Annotated in this window: 19 protein-coding genes; all 19 read left to right on the forward strand. The window is 45.2% G+C overall.

Annotation, left to right across the window (positions count from 1 at the left end; translation table 11 throughout):
- Nucleotides 1-128 precede the first annotated feature (128 nt).
- The 19 genes from ihfB to ACYJSS_RS22960 all read left to right on the forward strand — a co-directional run bounded on the left by ihfB (nt 129) and on the right by ACYJSS_RS22960 (nt 18,934).
- Nucleotides 129-407: an integration host factor subunit beta gene (gene ihfB / locus ACYJSS_RS22870; protein ID WP_111259466.1), complete on the forward strand. Its 279-nt coding sequence runs from the start codon at nt 129-131 to the stop codon at nt 405-407.
- An 88-nt stretch (nt 408-495) separates the two neighbouring features.
- Nucleotides 496-1,782 (forward strand): flippase, encoded by a 1,287-nt coding sequence (locus ACYJSS_RS22875; RefSeq protein ID WP_111259465.1) that lies wholly within the window; start codon nt 496-498, stop codon nt 1,780-1,782.
- A 101-nt stretch (nt 1,783-1,883) separates the two neighbouring features.
- Nucleotides 1,884-2,564, forward strand: a complete 681-nt coding sequence (locus ACYJSS_RS22880) for an FkbM family methyltransferase (RefSeq protein ID WP_158545560.1) — start codon at nt 1,884-1,886, stop codon at nt 2,562-2,564.
- Nucleotides 2,565-2,591: 27 nt separating this feature from the next.
- Nucleotides 2,592-3,932: a UDP-glucose dehydrogenase family protein gene (locus ACYJSS_RS22885; RefSeq protein ID WP_111259463.1), complete on the forward strand. Its 1,341-nt coding sequence runs from the start codon at nt 2,592-2,594 to the stop codon at nt 3,930-3,932.
- The gene (locus ACYJSS_RS22890) at nt 3,925-4,851 is read left to right on the forward strand and encodes a glycosyltransferase family 2 protein (RefSeq protein ID WP_111259462.1); all 927 of its coding nucleotides are present in this window, start codon (nt 3,925-3,927) and stop codon (nt 4,849-4,851) included. The genes ACYJSS_RS22885 and ACYJSS_RS22890 overlap by 8 nt, the downstream gene beginning before the upstream one ends.
- Entirely contained in the window at nt 4,848-5,651 is an 804-nt protein-coding gene (locus ACYJSS_RS22895; protein ID WP_111259461.1) for a methyltransferase, TIGR04325 family, read from the forward strand. Before ACYJSS_RS22890 ends, ACYJSS_RS22895 begins: the two co-directional genes overlap by 4 nt.
- Nucleotides 5,648-6,367 (forward strand): class I SAM-dependent methyltransferase, encoded by a 720-nt coding sequence (locus ACYJSS_RS22900; RefSeq protein WP_111259460.1) that lies wholly within the window; start codon nt 5,648-5,650, stop codon nt 6,365-6,367. The genes ACYJSS_RS22895 and ACYJSS_RS22900 overlap by 4 nt, the downstream gene beginning before the upstream one ends.
- 136 nt (nt 6,368-6,503) lie before the next feature.
- Entirely contained in the window at nt 6,504-7,370 is an 867-nt protein-coding gene (locus tag ACYJSS_RS22905) for a glycosyl transferase (RefSeq protein WP_146602974.1), read from the forward strand.
- A complete protein-coding gene (locus tag ACYJSS_RS22910) occupies nt 7,370-7,732 on the forward strand; it encodes a sugar 3,4-ketoisomerase (RefSeq protein ID WP_111259459.1) in 363 nt (120 codons plus the stop codon). Before ACYJSS_RS22905 ends, ACYJSS_RS22910 begins: the two co-directional genes overlap by 1 nt.
- Nucleotides 7,729-8,826: a DegT/DnrJ/EryC1/StrS family aminotransferase gene (locus tag ACYJSS_RS22915; RefSeq protein WP_111259458.1), complete on the forward strand. Its 1,098-nt coding sequence runs from the start codon at nt 7,729-7,731 to the stop codon at nt 8,824-8,826. The genes ACYJSS_RS22910 and ACYJSS_RS22915 overlap by 4 nt, the downstream gene beginning before the upstream one ends.
- Before the next feature lie 19 nt (nt 8,827-8,845).
- Nucleotides 8,846-9,970, forward strand: coding sequence for a GDP-mannose 4,6-dehydratase (gene gmd / locus ACYJSS_RS22920; protein WP_178082905.1), 1,125 nt, complete (start codon nt 8,846-8,848; stop codon nt 9,968-9,970).
- A gap of 1 nt (nt 9,971) precedes the next feature.
- A complete protein-coding gene (gene fcl, locus ACYJSS_RS22925) occupies nt 9,972-10,940 on the forward strand; it encodes a GDP-L-fucose synthase (RefSeq protein WP_256604742.1) in 969 nt (322 codons plus the stop codon).
- Nucleotides 10,941-11,259: 319 nt separating this feature from the next.
- Nucleotides 11,260-12,663: a mannose-1-phosphate guanylyltransferase/mannose-6-phosphate isomerase gene (locus ACYJSS_RS22930; protein ID WP_111259456.1), complete on the forward strand. Its 1,404-nt coding sequence runs from the start codon at nt 11,260-11,262 to the stop codon at nt 12,661-12,663.
- The gene (locus tag ACYJSS_RS22935; RefSeq protein ID WP_111259455.1) at nt 12,650-13,399 is read left to right on the forward strand and encodes a glycosyltransferase family 2 protein; all 750 of its coding nucleotides are present in this window, start codon (nt 12,650-12,652) and stop codon (nt 13,397-13,399) included. The genes ACYJSS_RS22930 and ACYJSS_RS22935 overlap by 14 nt, the downstream gene beginning before the upstream one ends.
- A gap of 11 nt (nt 13,400-13,410) precedes the next feature.
- Nucleotides 13,411-14,103 carry a glycosyltransferase family 2 protein gene (locus ACYJSS_RS22940; RefSeq protein ID WP_236205412.1) on the forward strand — a complete coding sequence of 231 codons (693 nt, stop codon included), beginning with the start codon at nt 13,411-13,413 and terminating at the stop codon, nt 14,101-14,103.
- Nucleotides 14,104-14,155: 52 nt separating this feature from the next.
- Nucleotides 14,156-14,920, forward strand: a complete 765-nt coding sequence (locus tag ACYJSS_RS22945; protein WP_111259453.1) for a glycosyltransferase family 2 protein — start codon at nt 14,156-14,158, stop codon at nt 14,918-14,920.
- Complete coding sequence (locus ACYJSS_RS22950; protein WP_111259452.1) at nt 14,913-15,860, forward strand: UDP-glucose 4-epimerase family protein; 948 nt, start codon at nt 14,913-14,915, stop codon at nt 15,858-15,860. Before ACYJSS_RS22945 ends, ACYJSS_RS22950 begins: the two co-directional genes overlap by 8 nt.
- Before the next feature lie 12 nt (nt 15,861-15,872).
- Nucleotides 15,873-16,880 carry an MraY family glycosyltransferase gene (locus ACYJSS_RS22955; protein WP_111259451.1) on the forward strand — a complete coding sequence of 336 codons (1,008 nt, stop codon included), beginning with the start codon at nt 15,873-15,875 and terminating at the stop codon, nt 16,878-16,880.
- Between the two features lie 38 nt (nt 16,881-16,918).
- A complete protein-coding gene (locus ACYJSS_RS22960; RefSeq protein WP_111259450.1) occupies nt 16,919-18,934 on the forward strand; it encodes a polysaccharide biosynthesis protein in 2,016 nt (671 codons plus the stop codon).
- Nucleotides 18,935-18,959: the final 25 nt, after the last annotated feature.

An 18,959-nucleotide genomic window follows, 5' to 3' on the forward strand; every position in this document is an offset into this window, starting at 1 on the left:
AGGGCGGCCTAGGCCGCCCTTTTTGTTGCCTGAGTTTTACCCTTGGTTATTAGGGCTGTTCAAAGCTCCGTTGTCATGCTAAAACCGCGTAGAGCTGATCTAGCCGCTTGATATAGAAGGGAAAAACCATGACCAAGTCGGAGTTGATCGAACGAATCGTTACCCATCAGGGGCAGCTTTCCTCGAAGGATGTGGAGCTTGCCATCAAGACCATGCTCGAGCAGATGTCCCAGGCATTGGCCACGGGTGATCGTATCGAGATACGCGGCTTCGGTAGTTTCTCCCTGCATTTCCGTGCGCCGCGCACGGGGCGTAACCCAAAGACCGGCGAGTCTGTTCGTCTGGATGGGAAGTTTGTGCCGCATTTCAAGCCTGGCAAGGAGCTCAGGGATAGGGTTAACGATTAGTTTGCCGTGCACCCAATAGCCTCACGCCCGATTAAGCGGTTACTTAATCTATATTTCATGTCTAATTTATATAGGCGTTGGTGTACTTTTGTTACGCATACTGCAGAATATCATCTGGCAATTTGGCGATAAGATAATACGCATAGGTGGTGGTTTATTTGTTGGTGTTTGGCTTGCGCGTTATTTGGGGCCGGAACAGTTTGGTCTACTTAATTATGCTTTGGCTTTAGTCGCTCTCTTTGCGCCACTAGCTGGTCTTGGTCTCAGTAGTATTGTTGTTCGCGATGTAGTCAATAAGCCTGCGCTTGTACAAAGCTACATTAATACATCTATCGTAATGCAGTTTTTTGCTGCACTTATCGCTTTTTTTACTTCGATTCTAGCTGTTGTCACTCTTCGAGGTGGAGAGGAAGAGAGCTGGCAGCTTGTAATGGTCATTTGCTCTACACTGTTTTTTAAATCTACGGATCCAGTGAGGTATTGGTTCGAGGCAATCCTGCAGTCAAGATATTACGTTTTGGTTGATAATCTTGCATTTGGGATAGTTTTGCTGCTAAGGGTATTGCTGATCTATTTCGAGTTTCCTCTTCTTGCTTTCGCGTGGCTGATATTACTGGAGTCTGCTTTTTCTGCACTTGGATTGGCTTGGGTATATCAGCGCCGAGGTATGACACTTAAGTTATCTCAATCATCTTGCTCGGTAGCAAAACAGCTGATTCTTGATAGTTGGCCTTTGGTTTTCTCTGGGTTGGCGGTAATGATCTATATGCGGATAGATCAAGTAATGATAGGGCATTATCTTGGAGATTACTCTGTTGGTGTTTATAGTGCAGCTCTTCGGATAAGTGAAGCATGGTACTTCATTCCGATGGTAATCGCCTCATCGCTATATCCTTCGATGATTAGAGCTAAAAAAATTGGAGAGTTTGACTACTATTTAAAGTTGGGAAGGTTCTATGAGTTAATGCTTTCTGTTTCTCTTCTAGTCGCTGTCCCTGTTAGCTTCTATGCCGACTCTATCATAAAAATAATTTATGGAGAGGGGTATGCAGGTGCTGGCCAAGTTTTAGCCCTTCACATATGGTGCGGCGTCTTTGCCTCCTTGGGGGTGGCAAGTAGTCAGTGGTACATAATCGAAGGGCTGCAATTGCTGTCCTTTGCTCGTACAGCTGTCGGTGCGCTCATCAATATAGCGTTAAATTTTATTCTTATTCCCACTTATGGTGTTGTTGGTGCTGCCATTGGAACGCTGATTGCGCAAATCATATCCGCATATGTGTTTGATCTCATGTTTGCTTCGACACGGAAGCAGTTTGGAATCAAGACTCGATCGTTTTTCTTTTTTGAGTTGGTGAGGGTTGCATGCAAAAAATAAAATACAGTTTATTTAATTTTTACCGTCTACTCTTTAGTAGGCCATCCTTCTACTCTCTTAACCGATTTCTTTATCGATGCAGTTTGAGCGGTATGGGAGTAATGAATTTTGAATCTGACGCTATTAGCGGGGAGTCGGATTTTCTAAATAAAGTATTGAAGGGACAGAGGGGCGTCGTAGTTGATGTGGGTGCTAACGTGGGAAGGTACTCGGCACAAGTGCTTGATATCAGCGATGGTATCGAAGTTTACGCATTCGAACCGCATCCGATAAATTTTAAAGAACTATGCGAAGCTGTGAAGTCGGAACGCTTCCACCCATACAATTGTGCAGTTGGTGAGTCGGATGGTGAACTGCAGCTATTTGATTATGATTCAGCAAAAGGCAGTTCTCACGCATCGCTTTACAAAGACGTGATTGAAGGTATACATGGGCATTCGGCTGTAAGTTTATCTGTTCAAGTCTACAGCCTGGGGGAGTTTTTAAGCTCAGCAGGAATTGATCGCGTCCAGTTGCTGAAAATAGATACCGAGGGAAATGAACTCAGCGTATTAAAAGGCGTGGAAAGCTATATAGCGTCTAAAAAAATTGACGTTATTCACTTTGAGTTTAATGAAATGAATGTTTCCAGTCGGGTTTTTTTTAGGGATTTCTGGAAAATGTTACAAGGTTACGATGTATACCGTTTGCTTCCTCGGGGTATGGTAAAAATAGACAGCTATAACCCGCTGTATTGCGAAATATTTGCTTATCAAAATATTGTTGCATTCGCTCAGCGGTAATTATCAATTCTATTAAGGCTTACACCAATGAATATAACGGTTTTTGGCTCTGGCTATGTAGGGCTTGTGACTGGAGCTTGCCTTGCGGATGTTGGGCATCGAGTTATGTGTGTTGACGTCGATAGTGAGAAAGTTACGGCGCTGAGAAACGGTATAGTTCCTATCTTTGAGCCTGGACTGGAGGAGCTAATTCGCCGAAATCAAAATGAGTCCAGACTGCAGTTTACAGACGTCGCACAGCTAGGAATTGATTTTGGCGATATTCTATTTATAGCGGTAGGCACACCTCCAGATGAGGATGGTTCCGCAGATCTGAAGCACGTATTAAGTGTTGCAGGAGACATTGGAAGATGCATGGCTGGTCGAAAGGTGGTTGTGAATAAGTCCACCGTACCGGTAGGCACCGCTGATGCAGTCTCAAGTGCCATTAATCGTCAGTTGGTTGAGCGCCAAGTGAGGTTTGATTTTGACGTTTGTTCAAACCCAGAATTTCTAAAAGAAGGTGCTGCTATTGAGGATTTCACAAGGGGAGCTCGAATTATTATCGGGACAAACTCCGATTATGTGAAGTCTAAAATGAAAGAGTGCTATGCACCATATAATAGAAATCATGACAAAATTATTTATATGGATGTGAAGGCGGCAGAACTCACAAAATATGCAGCAAATGCGATGCTGGCAACAAAAATTAGCTTCATGAACGAAATGGCGAATATAGCTGAGCGATTAGGTGTGGACATTGAGCAGGTTCGCCATGGAATCGGCTCCGATCCCAGAATCGGCTATCACTTTATTTACCCTGGGTGTGGGTATGGAGGTGCATGCTTTCCTAAGGATGTGAGTGCTTTGGCTCGTACTTCCTCTGCGGTAGGCTATCAGGCCTCTTTGCTACAAGCTGTCCAAGATGTCAATAAACGTCAGAAGACAGTTCTATTTGATAAGCTGATGTCCGCTTTTAATGGTCAGTTGGCGGGCAAAACAATTGCTATTTGGGGGCTGTCATTCAAGCCCAATACTGACGATATCCGCGAGGCACCAAGCCGAGTTCTTATGGAGTCTCTGTGGACTGTTGGCGCTAAGGTCAGAGCCTTTGATCCTGAAGCAATGAGCGAGATTAGGCGCGCGTATGGCTCGCGAGAGGATCTATTGCTCGTTGACAGCCAAGATGAGGCAATCGTGGGTGCTGATGCCTTGGTAATTTGTACTGAGTGGCGGCAGTTCCGTGCTGTAGATTTCAAAGCGATAAAGGTCAATTTGAACCACCCAGTCTTAGTCGACGGTCGAAATATATTTGATCCTACTGAGCCCCGTTCTGCAGGTCTGAAATACTACGCCGTTGGGAGGGGGGATTCGCTGCATCATGACTGAATCACCCTTGCAGCTCGATAATGCTCCAATTGCCCTATTCGTTTACAATCGGGTAGGTCATATGCGTCGTACCGTCAGCGCTTTACAGCAAAATTTTCTTGCTGGCGTAAGTGACCTGTACATCTATTCAGACGCTCCCAAAAGTGAAGTTGATTTCTTGGCTGTTTCTGAAGTCCGTAAGTATGCAGCCGATATAACTGGATTCAAAAGTGTGACTCTGATTCTTCGACAGAATAATTTCGGTTTGGCTCGCTCAATCATTGATGGTGTTACACAGTTAACTGCACGTTTCGGACATGTAATTGTGCTGGAAGATGACATGGTAACCAGTCCATTTTTCTTGAGTTATATGAACGATGGTCTTCGGCTATACGCATCCGACCCTAAGGTCGCGAGCATCCATGGTTATGTTTATCCACTAACTGATGCGGATAGCCTCCCGCCCTATTTCTTTCTTAAGGGAGCTGATTGCTGGGGTTGGGCCACGTGGAGTCGCGCATGGCGCGCCTTTGATGCTGATGGACAGTCGCTTTTGTCGCGATTAGAGTCTCGTCAATTGACCCGCGAGTTTGACTTTTCGGGTGGTTATGAGTTTACACAGATGCTTAGAGATCAGGTCTCTGGAAAGAACAATTCATGGGCGGTGCGCTGGTATGCATCGGCCTTTTTGGAAGGGATGCTTACACTCTACCCCTCTCGATCTTTTGTTCATAATATTGGTAATGACTCTAGCGGTACTCACAGTTCTGCTAGTAACCTCTTTGATGCACAGCTGTCTTTCTCTTATGATGGTATACATGTAGATAGCGTCACAGAAAACGATGAAGCCAGAAAGTCTTTTGTTAACTATCTGCGATCGATAAAGCCAACTTATCTGGAGCGGATAGTTAGATTGTTCCGCCGGCTGGTATCAGTATGAAGCGTTTAATAAAGCAGTTGGTACCCCCCCTTCTTATAGAGTGGGTTCGTTCAATTAAAAATTCACAATATGGCTTTAAAGGCGACTATCCTTCATGGGAGGCTGCTGAATCGCGATGCAAAGGATATGCTGATGACACTATTTTTGAGCTTGTTAAAAGTGCTGCGTTAGCAGTTAAGTCTGGCGAGTGTTATGGTGAGCGTGATTCAATCACATTTCAGGAGCCCCAATATATATGGGCCAGCTTAGCTTGCCTTATGCATGTAGCTGCGAGAGAGGGGCAACTACGTGTACTTGATTTTGGCGGTAGTCTAGGAAGCGTCTATTATATGAATAGACGATTTTTTAATGGGCTTACCGTCGAGTGGTCTATTGTAGAGCAGCCACATTTTGTTGATTTTGGTAAGGCTGTGCTCTCCGATGAGGTATTGAGTTTTTTCCATGATGTAGACGAGTGCTTGTCCGTCAAATCGCCAAATGTATTGCTTCTTTCTAGTGTAATTCAGTACCTGCCAACACCCTTCTCTATATTAGAGGAGCTTTTATCTAAAAGTGTGCCTTTTGTACTTTTAGATAGAACGCCTCTTACGAAAGCCGAAAGAAGTATCCTGACGGTTCAGCGTGTGAATCCTGTAATTTATTCTGCAGATTATCCTGCCTGGATAATTGATGAGTATCAACTTCTTGAGATTTTTAGTTCTTATGGTTATGAGATGATAGAGATTTTTCACTCCGAGTTGGATTTTTCCGGCGATGGCTTTACTTTCAAAGGGCTTTTCTTTCAAAAGGTCATCCAATGAAAAGGCTCAAAGAAATTATAGTTAGGGAAACCTTTTTCCCAGGAGTCTTAGGGGTATTTGTAAATCCGTTCTACTTCTCTCGAAGAGGGCTTCATCTTGCGATGAAAGAACTGTCCCCTCGCTTAACTGGACGTGTTCTTGATGTCGGTTGTGGAACTAAGCCATACAAGAGTCTTTTCAGTCAAGCAGATGAATATGTGGGGCTGGAAATAGACTCAAAGGAGAGTCGTGAGAGGAGCAGTGCTGAATATTTTTACGATGGTAAGATCTTTCCTTTTGAAAGTGCTGCCTTTGATGGGATGGTTTTGAATCAAGTATTTGAGCATGTTTTCAATCCTTCAGATTTTATGAGGGAAGTTTCTAGGGTGCTGAAAAAGAATGGAGTATTGCTTCTTACTGTTCCTTTTGTTTGGGATGAGCATGAACAGCCATATGACTACGCTAGATACAGTTCTTTTGGTATCAAATATCTGCTCTCTCAGCATGGTTTCGAAGTTGTTGAGCAACGAAAAACTGCGCCAGATGTCGGCGTGATTTTTCAATTGATCAACGCATATCTTTTTAAGATTACGGTTACGCGTAGTTCTTATGTAAATATCGTGTCGTGCGTGCTGTTAATGTCGCCGTTCAATATACTCGGGTCTATCTTGGCAAAAATCCTACCAAGCAATCAAGATCTATATCTAGATAATGTCCTGATAGCAAGGAGGGTCTGAGTTGCTTAATTTTTGTACTTTATTTGACTCACATTATCTATCTCGCGGTTTGGCGATGTATGAGTCATTGCTTATGCGATGCCCGTCGTTTCATCTGTATATATACGCTTTCGATGAGATAGCTTACGACTACCTTGTGTCTCAAAATCTGAAGAGCGTAACTGTTGTTCACTCTTCAGATTTTGAAAGTGAGGAGTTGTTGAGGGTTAAATTAGAAAGAAACAAGGCTGAGTACTGCTGGACATGTACTCCGCAGGTAATTGCCTATTCAATTGAGCATTTCGATTTGGATAGCTGTACATACCTTGATGCCGATATATATTTTTTTTCTGATCCGGGAGTTTTGATCAGGGAAATGGAAAGTGAAGAGCAGTCATCTGTTCTGATTACGGAGCATCGTTATACCCCTCATTATGATCAGTCTAGAACAAGTGGAATTTATTGTGTTCAGTTCATGACTTTTCGTCGTGATCAAAATGGGCTGCGTGCGCTTCATTGGTGGCGTGATGCGTGCTTAGAGTGGTGCTATGCTCGCTATGAGGATGGGCGATTTGGTGATCAGAAGTACCTAGATGACTGGCCAGTTCGCTTTAGCGGGGTGCACGTTCTGAAACATCTAGGGGGGGGGGTGGCCCCTTGGAATATTCAGCAGTACAGCTTCTCTCAAAAAAACGGTGGTGAACTTGAAGGGGTTGAACTCAAAAGCGGTGATCGTTTTTTAATGGTTTTTTATCATTATCAGAATTTCAAATTATTCGATGGGCGATTCGTAGAGCTAGGTTATTACAAGTTGACCGATCGTGTGAAGAAGTTGGTTTATAAACCCTATTTGATTCATTTTCTAAAGATAGAAAAGCGTTTAAAGGCCGACTCTCGTTTTGCTCATCATGCCACGGGAGGCAGCAAGCTAGATAGAGGCATATTTTGGATATTTAAATTGCTGAAGCGGAAAATGCTTGGTTATATGAATTTTCATTCAATAGACAGGGTGGTAGGGAAGTAATGGCCTGTTTAGTTGATGTGCCGACATTCACTGATCCGCGAGGATCGCTCAGCGTAGTTGAAGGCCTCCTACCTTTCGCCATAGCTCGAGCATATTATATTTACGATGTAGTCGGTTCTCGTGGTGGGCACCGTCACAAATGTACAAGGCAGGCCTTGATCTGTTTATCTGGAAATTGTGTCGTATACGTTGATAACGGAGTTACTCAGACGTCCTACAATCTAGTATCTCCAAAGCAGTGTCTGCTGATTGAGCCGGAGGATTGGCATACAATGCAGGAATTTTCACCGTCAGCGACATTGCTCGTTTTTGCATCAGAGCCTTATGATGTTAATGACTATATTGATGAGCCTTACTCATGATTCCCTATGAAAATTTAGCTCTGCTGAATGAGCCATTTTTCCTTGAATATGAAAAGGCTTTTAAGGCCGTCCTTGAGGGGGGGTGGTATGTGTTGGGAGAGTCTGTAAGAGAGTTTGAGGCGTCATTCTCCCGATTTGTTGGCGTTGATTACTGTGCGGGAGTGGCGAACGGTCTAGATGCATTAATCCTATCTTTGAAAGCCTTAGAGTTGCCGCTCGGCTCAGAGGTCATTGTTCCATCAAATACATATATTGCTACTATTTTGGCAATTTTCCAGGCTGGTCTAGTGCCTGTTCTAGTAGAACCAGATCCTCGGACCTATAATATCGATCCTGCTCAAATTAGCCGCAAGATATCAGTAAAGACAAAAGTCATAATGGTTGTTCATCTCTACGGCAAGTGCTGCGAGATGGACCCTATCACTCAACTCTGCAGCGAGCATGGCCTCTTTCTCATAGAGGACTGCGCCCAAGCGCATGGAGCTACATACAAAGGGCGTATGGCCGGTAGTTTTGGAGACTTCGGCTGCTTCAGTTTTTATCCAACTAAGAATCTTGGCGCTTTAGGCGATGGCGGTGCTGTAGTTTGTCGAGATGTTCAGTTGGATGAACGCGTCAGAATGTTAAGGAATTATGGGTCCTCAAAAAAATATTATAACGACGTCGTAGGATTTAACTCTCGTCTTGACGAGGTGCAAGCAGCATTTCTAGCCATAAAGCTGAAGCACCTAAGTAAAATAACTACTCACAAGAGGGAGTTGGCAGCATTGTATTATAATGGTCTGTCTGATGTTTTTGTAAAGCCAGTTGTGGATGCTGATTTTTTTGATGTCTATCATATATACAATATATGCCATCCGCAGAGAGATCGCCTGAAGCAGTTTCTTTTGGAAAATGGTATTGGTAGTGAAATCCACTACCCGCTCCCGCCCCATCGACAGCGTGCAATGCAGGGGCTTCTTTCTGGGGAGTACCCTGTTGCAGATGTAATTCACCAGACAACGCTGAGCTTGCCTATATCTTATTTTCATACTCATGAGGATATTAGGTATGTATGCAATGTGGCAAATGAATTCGTCTCTCTGCACTTTTGATTTGTTATAGGAAATTAATATGACTCTGAAGAAAGCCCTCATAACTGGCATAACGGGGCAGGATGGCTCTTATTTAGCTGAGCTCTTGATTGAGAAAGGTTATGAGGTGCATGGTATTAAGCGTCGTGCTTCTTCTTTTAATACGCAGCGAATAGATCATCTGTATCAAGACCCCCATGTAGATAATAAGCGCCTTATTTTGCACTATGGTGATCTTACTGATTCCTCTAATTTAATTAGAATCATAAAAGAGGTCCAGCCGGATGAGATTTACAATCTCGGTGCCCAATCCCATGTGGCAGTCAGTTTCGATTCGCCAGAATATACTGCTGACGTAGATGCAATAGGAACACTTCGTATTCTCGAAGCGATTCGTCTACTGGGGCTGGAAAAAAAAATCCGCTTTTACCAAGCATCTACTTCTGAACTTTATGGTTTGGTTCAGGAGGTTCCTCAGCGAGAAACCACTCCGTTCTATCCACGCTCTCCATATGCAGTTGCGAAATTATACGCTTACTGGATCACGGTGAATTATCGAGAAGCATATGGCATGTATGCTTGCAATGGAATATTGTTTAATCATGAGTCTCCTCGCCGTGGTGAAACTTTTGTTACTCGTAAAATCACGCGCGCACTCGCAAATATTAGCCAAGGTCTTGAGTCATGCCTCTATCTAGGCAACATGGATGCATTACGTGATTGGGGGCATGCGAAAGATTATGTCCGTATGCAGTGGTTGATGCTGCAACAAGAAAAACCTGAAGATTTTGTCATCGCAACAGGCATGCAATATTCAGTCCGAGAATTTGTTCAGTGGTCTGCAGCAGAGTTGGGGATTAGTATCGCTTTTTCTGGCTCCGGCGTTGAAGAGTTTGGGTATGTAGAGCGGATAGAGGGTAATAAGGCTCTCGCATTGACAGTGGGTGATGTGATTGTGCGTGTGGATCCACGCTACTTTAGGCCTGCTGAGGTCGAGACTCTCCTTGGTGACCCTACAAAAGCAAAGGAAAAGCTAGGCTGGGAACCTGAAATTACTGTTAAAGAGATGTGCTCCGAAATGGTTCTTGAGGATCTCAAGGATGCACAGAGACATGCTTTGCTCATGCGGCATGGCTATGCGCTCCCTGTTTCTATGGAGAACTGACGTGCTTAATTCATACGCTGATCGAATTTTTATCGCAGGCCATAATGGGATGGTTGGTTCTGCAATCGTGCGGCATCTTCAAATGCTGGGATATAAAAATCTTATTACTTGTTCAAAGGCTGAGCTGGACCTACGCTGCCAGACGTCTGTATCTGAGTTTTTTAGATCCGAGAAAATTGATCAGGTCTATATAGCGGCCGCCAAGGTCGGTGGTATATATGCCAATGATACATATCCTGCTGATTTCATATATGATAATTTAATTATTCAATCAAATATTATTCATCAAGCTCATCTAAATGGTGTTCAGCGATTACTATTCCTAGGGTCTTCATGCATTTATCCAAAAATGGCAGAGCAACCTATGCGCGAAGATTCGTTGTTATCTGGGGGGCTTGAGCCAACTAATGAGCCTTATGCGATCGCCAAGATTGCTGGAATAAAATTATGCGAAAGCTATGCTCGTCAGTACGGTAGAGACTACCGTAGTGTGATGCCTACTAACCTTTATGGTCCCAATGATAATTTTCACCCAGATAACTCGCATGTTATTCCTGCTCTTATGAGGCGTATTCATGAGGCCAAGCTGGCTAATGCCAGTAATGTTCTTATTTGGGGGAGTGGCACGCCAATGCGGGAATTTCTTCATGTGGATGATATGGCGTCGGCGTGTGTGTATGTAATGAGCAGCCCTGATTATTGGCGTCATGTTTCGCCTCGATTGAGCCATATAAATATAGGCACAGGGCAAGATTGTTCTATCCGGGCGTTGGCGGAGTCCATATCAGACGTCGTAGGGTTTAGTGGGGGCTTATGTTTTGATTCGTCCAAGCCTGATGGCGCCCCAAGGAAATTACTCGATGTTTCGCGTCTTAATGCAATGGGATGGCGTTCGTCGATTTCTCTCCGTGACGGACTGCTCGACACTTATCAATGGTTTCTTCAAAATACCTCCACCTTGCGAGCATAAGTGTTCGACAATTTATAATAGACAGTGAGATGATTTTGATACAGCACCTGAATGGGTGCTGTATCTTTTTGTGGTGATGCTGATGATAATTTGGGGCGAGCGTGTAGAGCTTTCTGTTCCTACTGGCGGATCAATGATGCTAGCGGTGAAGTTCAAGCTCCCTGCGGCCTTGTAGGGCTCCTCTTGCTCAAAGTGATAGTCTACTATGTGATTACTAGCCGTGCTGAGTGGGCTGATAGTCAATATTGCTATCAACGGCTAAAAGCATGATGTTTCTATAGTTGCCTTGTATTTGCAGAATTGTTTAAGGATTGTCAAAATGTTGCTTCCCGTCATCCTCGCTGGTGGAGCTGGAACCCGTCTATGGCCTCTGTCTCGTCAACTAAATCCCAAGCAGTTCCTAAAGCTGACTGGCGAGCGGACAATGATTCAAGACACGGTGGGACGCTTAGAAGGGCTCACATGCGTTGCTCCGATCCTAGTCTGTAGTGAAGAACATAGGTTTCTTGCTGCTGAGCAGATGCGGCAGTTGGGCTTCGAGTCTCCTAGGGTATTGCTTGAGCCGTGCTCCCGTAATACGGCTCCGGCTATTGCACTCGCAGCACTGCAAGCCTTGGCTGACGGCAGCGATCCTCTCCTGCTTGTTTTACCTGCTGATCACCTTATTCAGGATGTTGAGCAGTTTCATTCTGGTGTTGAGGCAGCGATTGAGTTGGCAGAGTCCGGAATGCTTGTGACTTTCGGCGTCGTCGCTGACAAGGCTGAAACTGGTTATGGATATATCCAGCGTGGCGATCAAGTTGGGCTTGGATATAAAGTCACTCGATTCGTTGAGAAACCCTCTCTCGAAAATGCTTCAAAATACCTGCAGTCTGGAGATTATTTCTGGAATAGCGGGATGTTTTTATTTCGTGCTAGTGCTTATCTAAATGAACTTAGACTATACAAGCCAGAAATTTTGGAGGCCTGTGAGGTTGCTTTCAAAAGTGGTCGCGAGGATATGGATTTCATACGCATAGACCGCGATGCTTTTTCGCTTTGCCCTAGTGATTCGATTGATTACGCCGTTATGGAAAAAACACAGTGCGCAGTTATGGTTCCATTTGCTGCACAGTGGAGTGACATTGGTTCATGGTCGGCTTTATGGGATGTATCTGAAAAGGACGCCAGCGGGAATGTCCTTTCTGGTGATGCTCTAGCCTTTAATTCGGATGGCTGCCTTGTGAAGGCTGATAGCAGATTGGTTGCGGTCGTGGGAGGCAGCGATCTTGTTGTTGTTGAGACGAAGGACGCCGTGCTCGTTGCTGCACGCGATAAGGTTCAAGATATAAAGGCTGTTGTAGAGGAGCTTAATGCTCAGGCCCGCCCTGAGACTATAAATCATCGGACTGTTTACCGGCCGTGGGGTATGTATGACAGTATTGATGTAGGCGCTCGCTATCAAGTTAAGAGGATAACTGTGAATCCAGGGGCAAGGCTATCATTGCAAATGCATCATCACAGAGCTGAGCACTGGATTGTTGTAAGCGGTACTGCTCGTGTTATTCGAGGCAGCGAAGACTATCTTGTCACCGAGAATCAGTCTACGTTCATTCCCGTGGGGCAAGTGCATAGCCTGGAGAATCCGGGAAGAATCCCATTAGAGTTGATTGAGGTTCAGTCCGGCGGATATCTTGGTGAGGATGACATTATAAGGCTCAAGGATCGTTATGGACGTGCCTGACTGCTCTTTAGCTAGTTGTAATATACGAGTCTCGATTGTAACCGTTTGCTTTAATAGTGTTGAGTTTATTGAAGAGACTATTTGTTCTGTGTTGGAGCAAGATTACGCGAATTTTGAGTACATAGTCATTGATGGTGGGTCTGATGACGGTACATTTAAAATAATTGAGCGTTATTCTGATCAGTTAGGCTTTTGGGTAAGCGAGCCTGACAGTGGTGTATATGACGCAATGAATAAAGCCATTGACCGTGCTGCGGGAGAATACTTGCTTTTCATGAATGCGGGCGATCGCTTTAATGGTGGGTCGGTTCTCCGCGATATGTTAGCGGCTTCCACGGCTGATGTCATATACGGTGATTTCTCTTATTTTTCCGGGCCTTTGGCTGGGCGGGTAAAAGCAGATTTCCCGAAGGGAGTGTTTAATCACCAGGCCGTGCTTTATCGCAGAAAGCTGCATGAACGCTATGGGTACTATTTGTCTATTAAAGGGCTGACAGCCGCAGATTACTTATTCTTTATGAGTATGCAGGCTAATCGCACAGTAAGTTTTGAGAAGGTGCCGATCACAGTGTCTTGTGTTGATCCAAACGGTTTGTCTTCTGGTGTCCAGACTTTTCTGCAGGTTAACTTGGTCGATGGCCTACTGCAAAGACGCAGGCGTTATATGGTGGCGCTAAGGATAGCCGCTCATCCTTTTTATCATTCCATCAGGAAGCTAGTGAGGCGTTTGTTTTGATCTCAGTATGCTTGGCTTGTTTTAACGGAGAGCTTTATATTCTAGATCAGGTTAGGAGTATATTGAACTCCTCGCTAGTTGATGAGTTGATAATTTCTGATGATGGTTCTACTGACTCAACTCTTTCGCTGCTGGCTGGCATAGCAGACCCTCGTATTAGAGTTCTTGTAGGGCCGCGTGAGGGGCTCATTAGAAATTTTGAATTTCTTCTCACGCAGGCAAGGGGCGATTTTATATTTCTATCTGATCAGGATGATGTTTGGTATGAGGGTAAGGTGAACATAATGCTTCAGTCCCTTCAGTCCTGCAGTCTCGTGGTTTCAGATTGTCATGTCGTCGATGCTGATAGAAATATTATTTTTAACTCTTTCTTTTCTAAGCGCAATTCACGGCCGGGTTTTTTCAATAACTTGCTTAGGAATTCTTTCTTAGGCTGTTGCATGGCATTTGACCGTAATGTCCTCAATCTAGCGCTTCCTTTTCCACATGGAGTTCCTATGCATGACTGGTGGATTGGTCTTGTCGCCACTTCTGTTGGAAAGGTTGAGTTTATTCATCTGCCATTGATGGCTTACAGGCGTCATGGAAAAAATGCTTCTGCTACAACTGAACGATCAACTTATTCTTTGTTACAGCAATCTCGTTGGCGTCTCTGCCTTTTGTTTTCATTGGCTATTCGTCTGTCAAGGAAGGTTTTTGGCTGATGAGTTGATTCATTATTTTTTCTTTGTGCTGTTGAAATTGTGAGTTTGAATTTTGAAGTTATCTATAATTACAGTTTGTTTTAATAGTCAAGCTACAATCAGGCAGGCAGTTGAGTCGGTTCTATCGCAGGTCGGTGTGGATGTTGAGTATATTGTCGTCGATGGTGGCTCCACGGATGAGACGCTTTCAATTTTAAGTGATTATCGTGATTCAATTGCTAAACTTATAAGTGAGCCTGATAAGGGAATCTATGATGCGATGAACAAGGGTATCCAGTTGGCAACTGGAGACATAGTTGGTCTGCTTAATTCTGATGATTTTTATCGTTCAGAGCAATCCCTGTCATGCGTGCTTTCGAGCTTCAGTGAGAGTCCTGAGGTAGATATGGTTTTTGGCGATGTTGTATTTGTTGCTGAGAATGATTGCTCTCGCGTGACGCGTTTCTATTCTTCTCGCCGATTTCACCCGTGGAAAATGCGCTTCGGTTGGATGCCGCCTCATCCAGCAACTTTCGTGAAACGTGAAGTTTACCAGTCTTTTGGATTTTATAGCCTTGCCTATAAAATTTCATCTGATTTTGAGATGTTTGTTAGATGGCTTTTGATAAATAAAGTATCCTATCGCCGTGTTGATCAGGTACTTGTCTGTATGCGCGAGGGGGGAATAAGTACATCAGGGGTTTATAATAGTATTCGACTGAATAGGGAAATTGTAGCAGCCTGTCGAGCAAATGGTATTTATACAAATATGCTTATGGTTATGTCTAAAGTGCCTATGAAGCTCTTGGAGTTGATAAGAAGGCCAACCCATGGTTGAGTTGTTTATAACTGGAGCCTCTGGATTTTTGGGGAGATCATTGGTTCCATATTTTGCGAGCCGCAGTGGTTACAGTGTTCGAGCAATTTATAGATCTACTCAGTCGACCGCGAAAGTAGTAAATTGCCAAAATATATTAGTATCCGACATCGTAACTGATCACTTTGCAGAGATGCTGGTTGGCGTCGACTGTGTAATTCATTCTGCAGCTCTTGCGCATGTGATGAATGAGTCTCTTGACAATGCAATTTCTGCTTTTCGTCGAGTCAATGTTCAAGGGACTCTAAATGTAGCGAATGCTGCTGTTGAGGCAGGAGTTCGTCGATTTATATATATAAGCTCAATCAAGGTGTTAGGCGAGGAGACTTTTGATGCGCCTTTTAATGCCGACTCGGTACCTGCACCTTGTGATCCTTATGGGGTTTCTAAGTTTGAAGCTGAAGAGGGGCTTTTAGATATTGCTCTTAAAACGGGAATGGAGGTGGTGATTATTCGTCCGCCCCTTATGTATGGACCCGGGGTAAAAGCAAATTTCTTAGCGCTGATGAAATGCTTAAGATGGCACTTGCCCTTGCCTCTTAAAGGAATAAATAATAAACGAAGTTTGGTTTCTGTAGATAATTTGCTGGATTTTATTTCGGTTTGTGTTGAGCACCCCGCTGCTGCTGGTCAAGCATTTCTCGTTAGTGACGGGGAAGATCTGTCTACTCCGCAGTTACTAAGCCGCTTGGGGAGGGCTATGGGAAAGCCTGCAATGCTCTTTACGGTTCCAGAGTCTATTATAGTAGCCGGAGCCAATTTGCTAGGTAGGCCTGCAATAGCTCGTCGGTTGTGTGGCTCCCTGCAGGTAGACATTGATAAGTCGCGTAGACTCTTGGGATGGACGCCTCCTTACAATGTGGATAACTCTCTTTCTAAGGTTGTTCGAGATTTTCTTTGAGAGATAGCTAGTATGACAACTACCTTTTATATACTTCCGATTGTGGCCCTATTGGCTTTTCTTCTGACGGGGCTGTTAAGGCAGTACGCTTTATCGAAGCGTTTGGTTGATATCCCAAATGCAAGAAGTTCTCATCAAGTGCCTACTCCAAGAGGGGGAGGGGTGTCTTTTGTAATTTGTTTTTTATTTGGTCTTATTTTTCTCTCCTATGTCGATTATGTTGACGCCGGGTTACTGCTTTCTCTCTTTGGCGCAGGTTTGTTCACTGCTTTGATAGGTCTTCTTGATGATCACGGTCATGTCCCCGCTCGATGGCGTTTGTTAGGGCATTTTATTGCTGCCGCGTGGGGGCTTTACTGGTTAGGTGGGGTGCCTCCAATAAGTTTAATGGGGTTCCAGTTTGAGCCGAGTTTGATTGGTCAGGTTTTAGCTCTGATTTATTTGGTATGGATGCTTAATCTATATAATTTTATGGATGGTATCAATGGTATTGCAAGTGTCCAGGCTATCTGTGCATGTGTAGGGGGAGGGGTGCTTCTCTACCTAAAGAGTGAGCCTTTACTAGCAATTTATCCGCTTCTCTTATCTGCTGCGGTTTTAGGCTTCATGCTTTGGAATTTTCCTCGTGCTTTCATTTTTATGGGGGATGCTGGTAGCGGGTTTTTAGGCATTTTGTTGGCGCTTTTATCATTGTATTTCGGGTGGCTCAACTCAGATCTTTTTCTGGGTTGGCTTATCTTGCTTGGTGTTTTTATTTCTGATGCGACACTGACTCTAGTGCGTAGGTTGCTGCGAGGGGATAAAATATACGAGGCTCATCGTAGTCACGCCTATCAGTATGCAAGTCGACGCTTCGGTAGCCATGTTCCTGTTACGTTTGGAGTTGCACTAATTAATGTGTTTTGGCTATTACCTATGGCCAGTTTTGTTGTGCTTGAAGTTCTTGATGGTTTTTGGGGGGTGATTGTTGCATATCTTCCTTTAGTTTGTTTTTGGCTAAAATTTAGTGCTGGAAAATAAGGTGACGGTATGAGTTTTCTACTGCAGGGAGTATTGCAGTGAAGGGGGCAAGCGACGATCTTCGGAGTCGCCTGCTGCTGCTTTCGAGGCAACGTAAAAGAGCGCTACAGGTAGTAGTTGATGCTTTGTTGATCTGGTTGGCTCTTTGGCTGTCTTTTTTAATTCGTCTAGGCAGTGGCGGTATTATAAATCCCTTTGGTGAGTATCTCTGGCTTTTCATGGCCGCTCCAATCACAGCTATCCCGCTTTTTATAAATTTCGGTCTATATCGCGCCGTACTTCGCTATTTCGGTGCAAGCGCGCTGATAACTATATTCAACGCGGTCAGTCTCTCGGCTTTATTGCTAGCTGTTATCATCTACTTGATCAGACCCGATGAGCTGATGCCGCGCTCTGTCGTTTTCATCTACTGGTGGCTCTCTCTATGCTTTATTGGTGGATTGCGTTTGCTCATGCGCCAGTATTTTATCGGAACGCTCTTTGGTGATACCCGCATAGGTTTTTTTCAACCAGAAGACTCTTTGCCAACTGTAGCGATCTACGGTGCGGGGTCGGCCGGTAATCAATTGGCTGCAGCGCTGCGCATGGGAAGAGCCATGCGCCCTGTTGCTTTCATTGACGACGACGAAGGGCTTGTAAATCGTGTAATCGCGGGCTTGAAGGTTTATAGGTCGGGTGATATCCCCTTGATGATTGAGCGCACAAATACAAAGCAAATATTACTTGCGATTCCGTCCCTTACTCGGCAGCGTCGCCGTGAGATCCTTGCTTCGTTAGAAATGTACCCGGTTCATGTTCGTACCGTCCCGGGGTTTATGGACCTTGCTAGCGGCCGCGTCAGTGTCAGTGATCTGCAGGAGGTAGATATCGCCGACCTGCTCGGGCGTGACTCGGTACCGCCTCGGGTTGATTTGTTCGAGCGTTGCATTCGTGGCCAGGCAGTGATGGTCACGGGAGCTGGTGGTTCTATTGGCTCTGAGCTTTGCCGGCAGATTCTTAGCTGCAATCCCGAGACGCTGATCCTTTTCGAGCACAGTGAATTCAATCTCTACAGTATCCATACGGAGCTGGAGCGGCGTGTTCGCTCCCACGGGTTGCCTGTGCGCTTGCTGCCGATCCTCGGTTCCATCCGTAACAGCGATCGCCTGCTGGATGTCATGCGTACCTGGAGGGTTGGCACTGTCTATCATGCAGCTGCTTATAAACACGTCCCCATTGTTGAGCACAATGTCGCGGAAGGTGTGCTCAACAATGTGCTGGGTAGTCTGAATACTGCGGAGGCCGCTATCCAGGCCGGCGTTGAGCACTTCGTATTGATCTCCACAGACAAGGCCGTGCGTCCCACCAATGTCATGGGAAGCACCAAGCGCCTTGCCGAGATGGTGCTTCAGGCGCTGAGTCGCGAGGCGGCGCCTGTCTTGCTGGGTGACAGCACGGGCGTTAACCAAGTCAACAAGACGCGCTTCACCATGGTCCGCTTTGGGAACGTGCTGGGCTCGTCTGGCTCTGTTATTCCGTTGTTCCGCGAGCAGATCAAGCAGGGTGGGCCGGTCACAGTTACTCACCCCAACATCACGCGCTATTTCATGACCATTCCCGAGGCTGCTCAGCTCGTCATCCAGGCAGGATCGATGGGGCTGGGCGGTGATGTATTCGTGCTGGATATGGGGCAGCCGGTGAAGATCGCCGAGCTTGCGGAGAAGATGATCCACCTCTCCGGCCTTAGTATTCGTAACGACGGCAATCCCAATGGAGATGTCGCCATCGAGTTCACTGGGTTACGCCCAGGCGAGAAACTCTATGAGGAGCTTCTGATCGGTGAGAACGTTAGCCCTACCGATCACCCGATGATCATGCGAGCGAACGAAGAGCATCTGCCCTGGGAGGACTTCAAGTCTGTGCTCGAGCGCTTGTTCAGCGCCGTCGAACGGGATGACTACAAAGAGGTTCGTCAGATCCTACGGACTACCGTTAACGGCTACATCCCAGAAGGGGAAATTGTTGACTGGATCTATCAGCAGCGTGCAATTGAGTCACCTTTGTCTAGGGGCTAGCTTGAACCGGCGGTGCAAATAAGCT

The organism is Pseudomonas sp. No.21 (genome assembly GCF_054558415.1).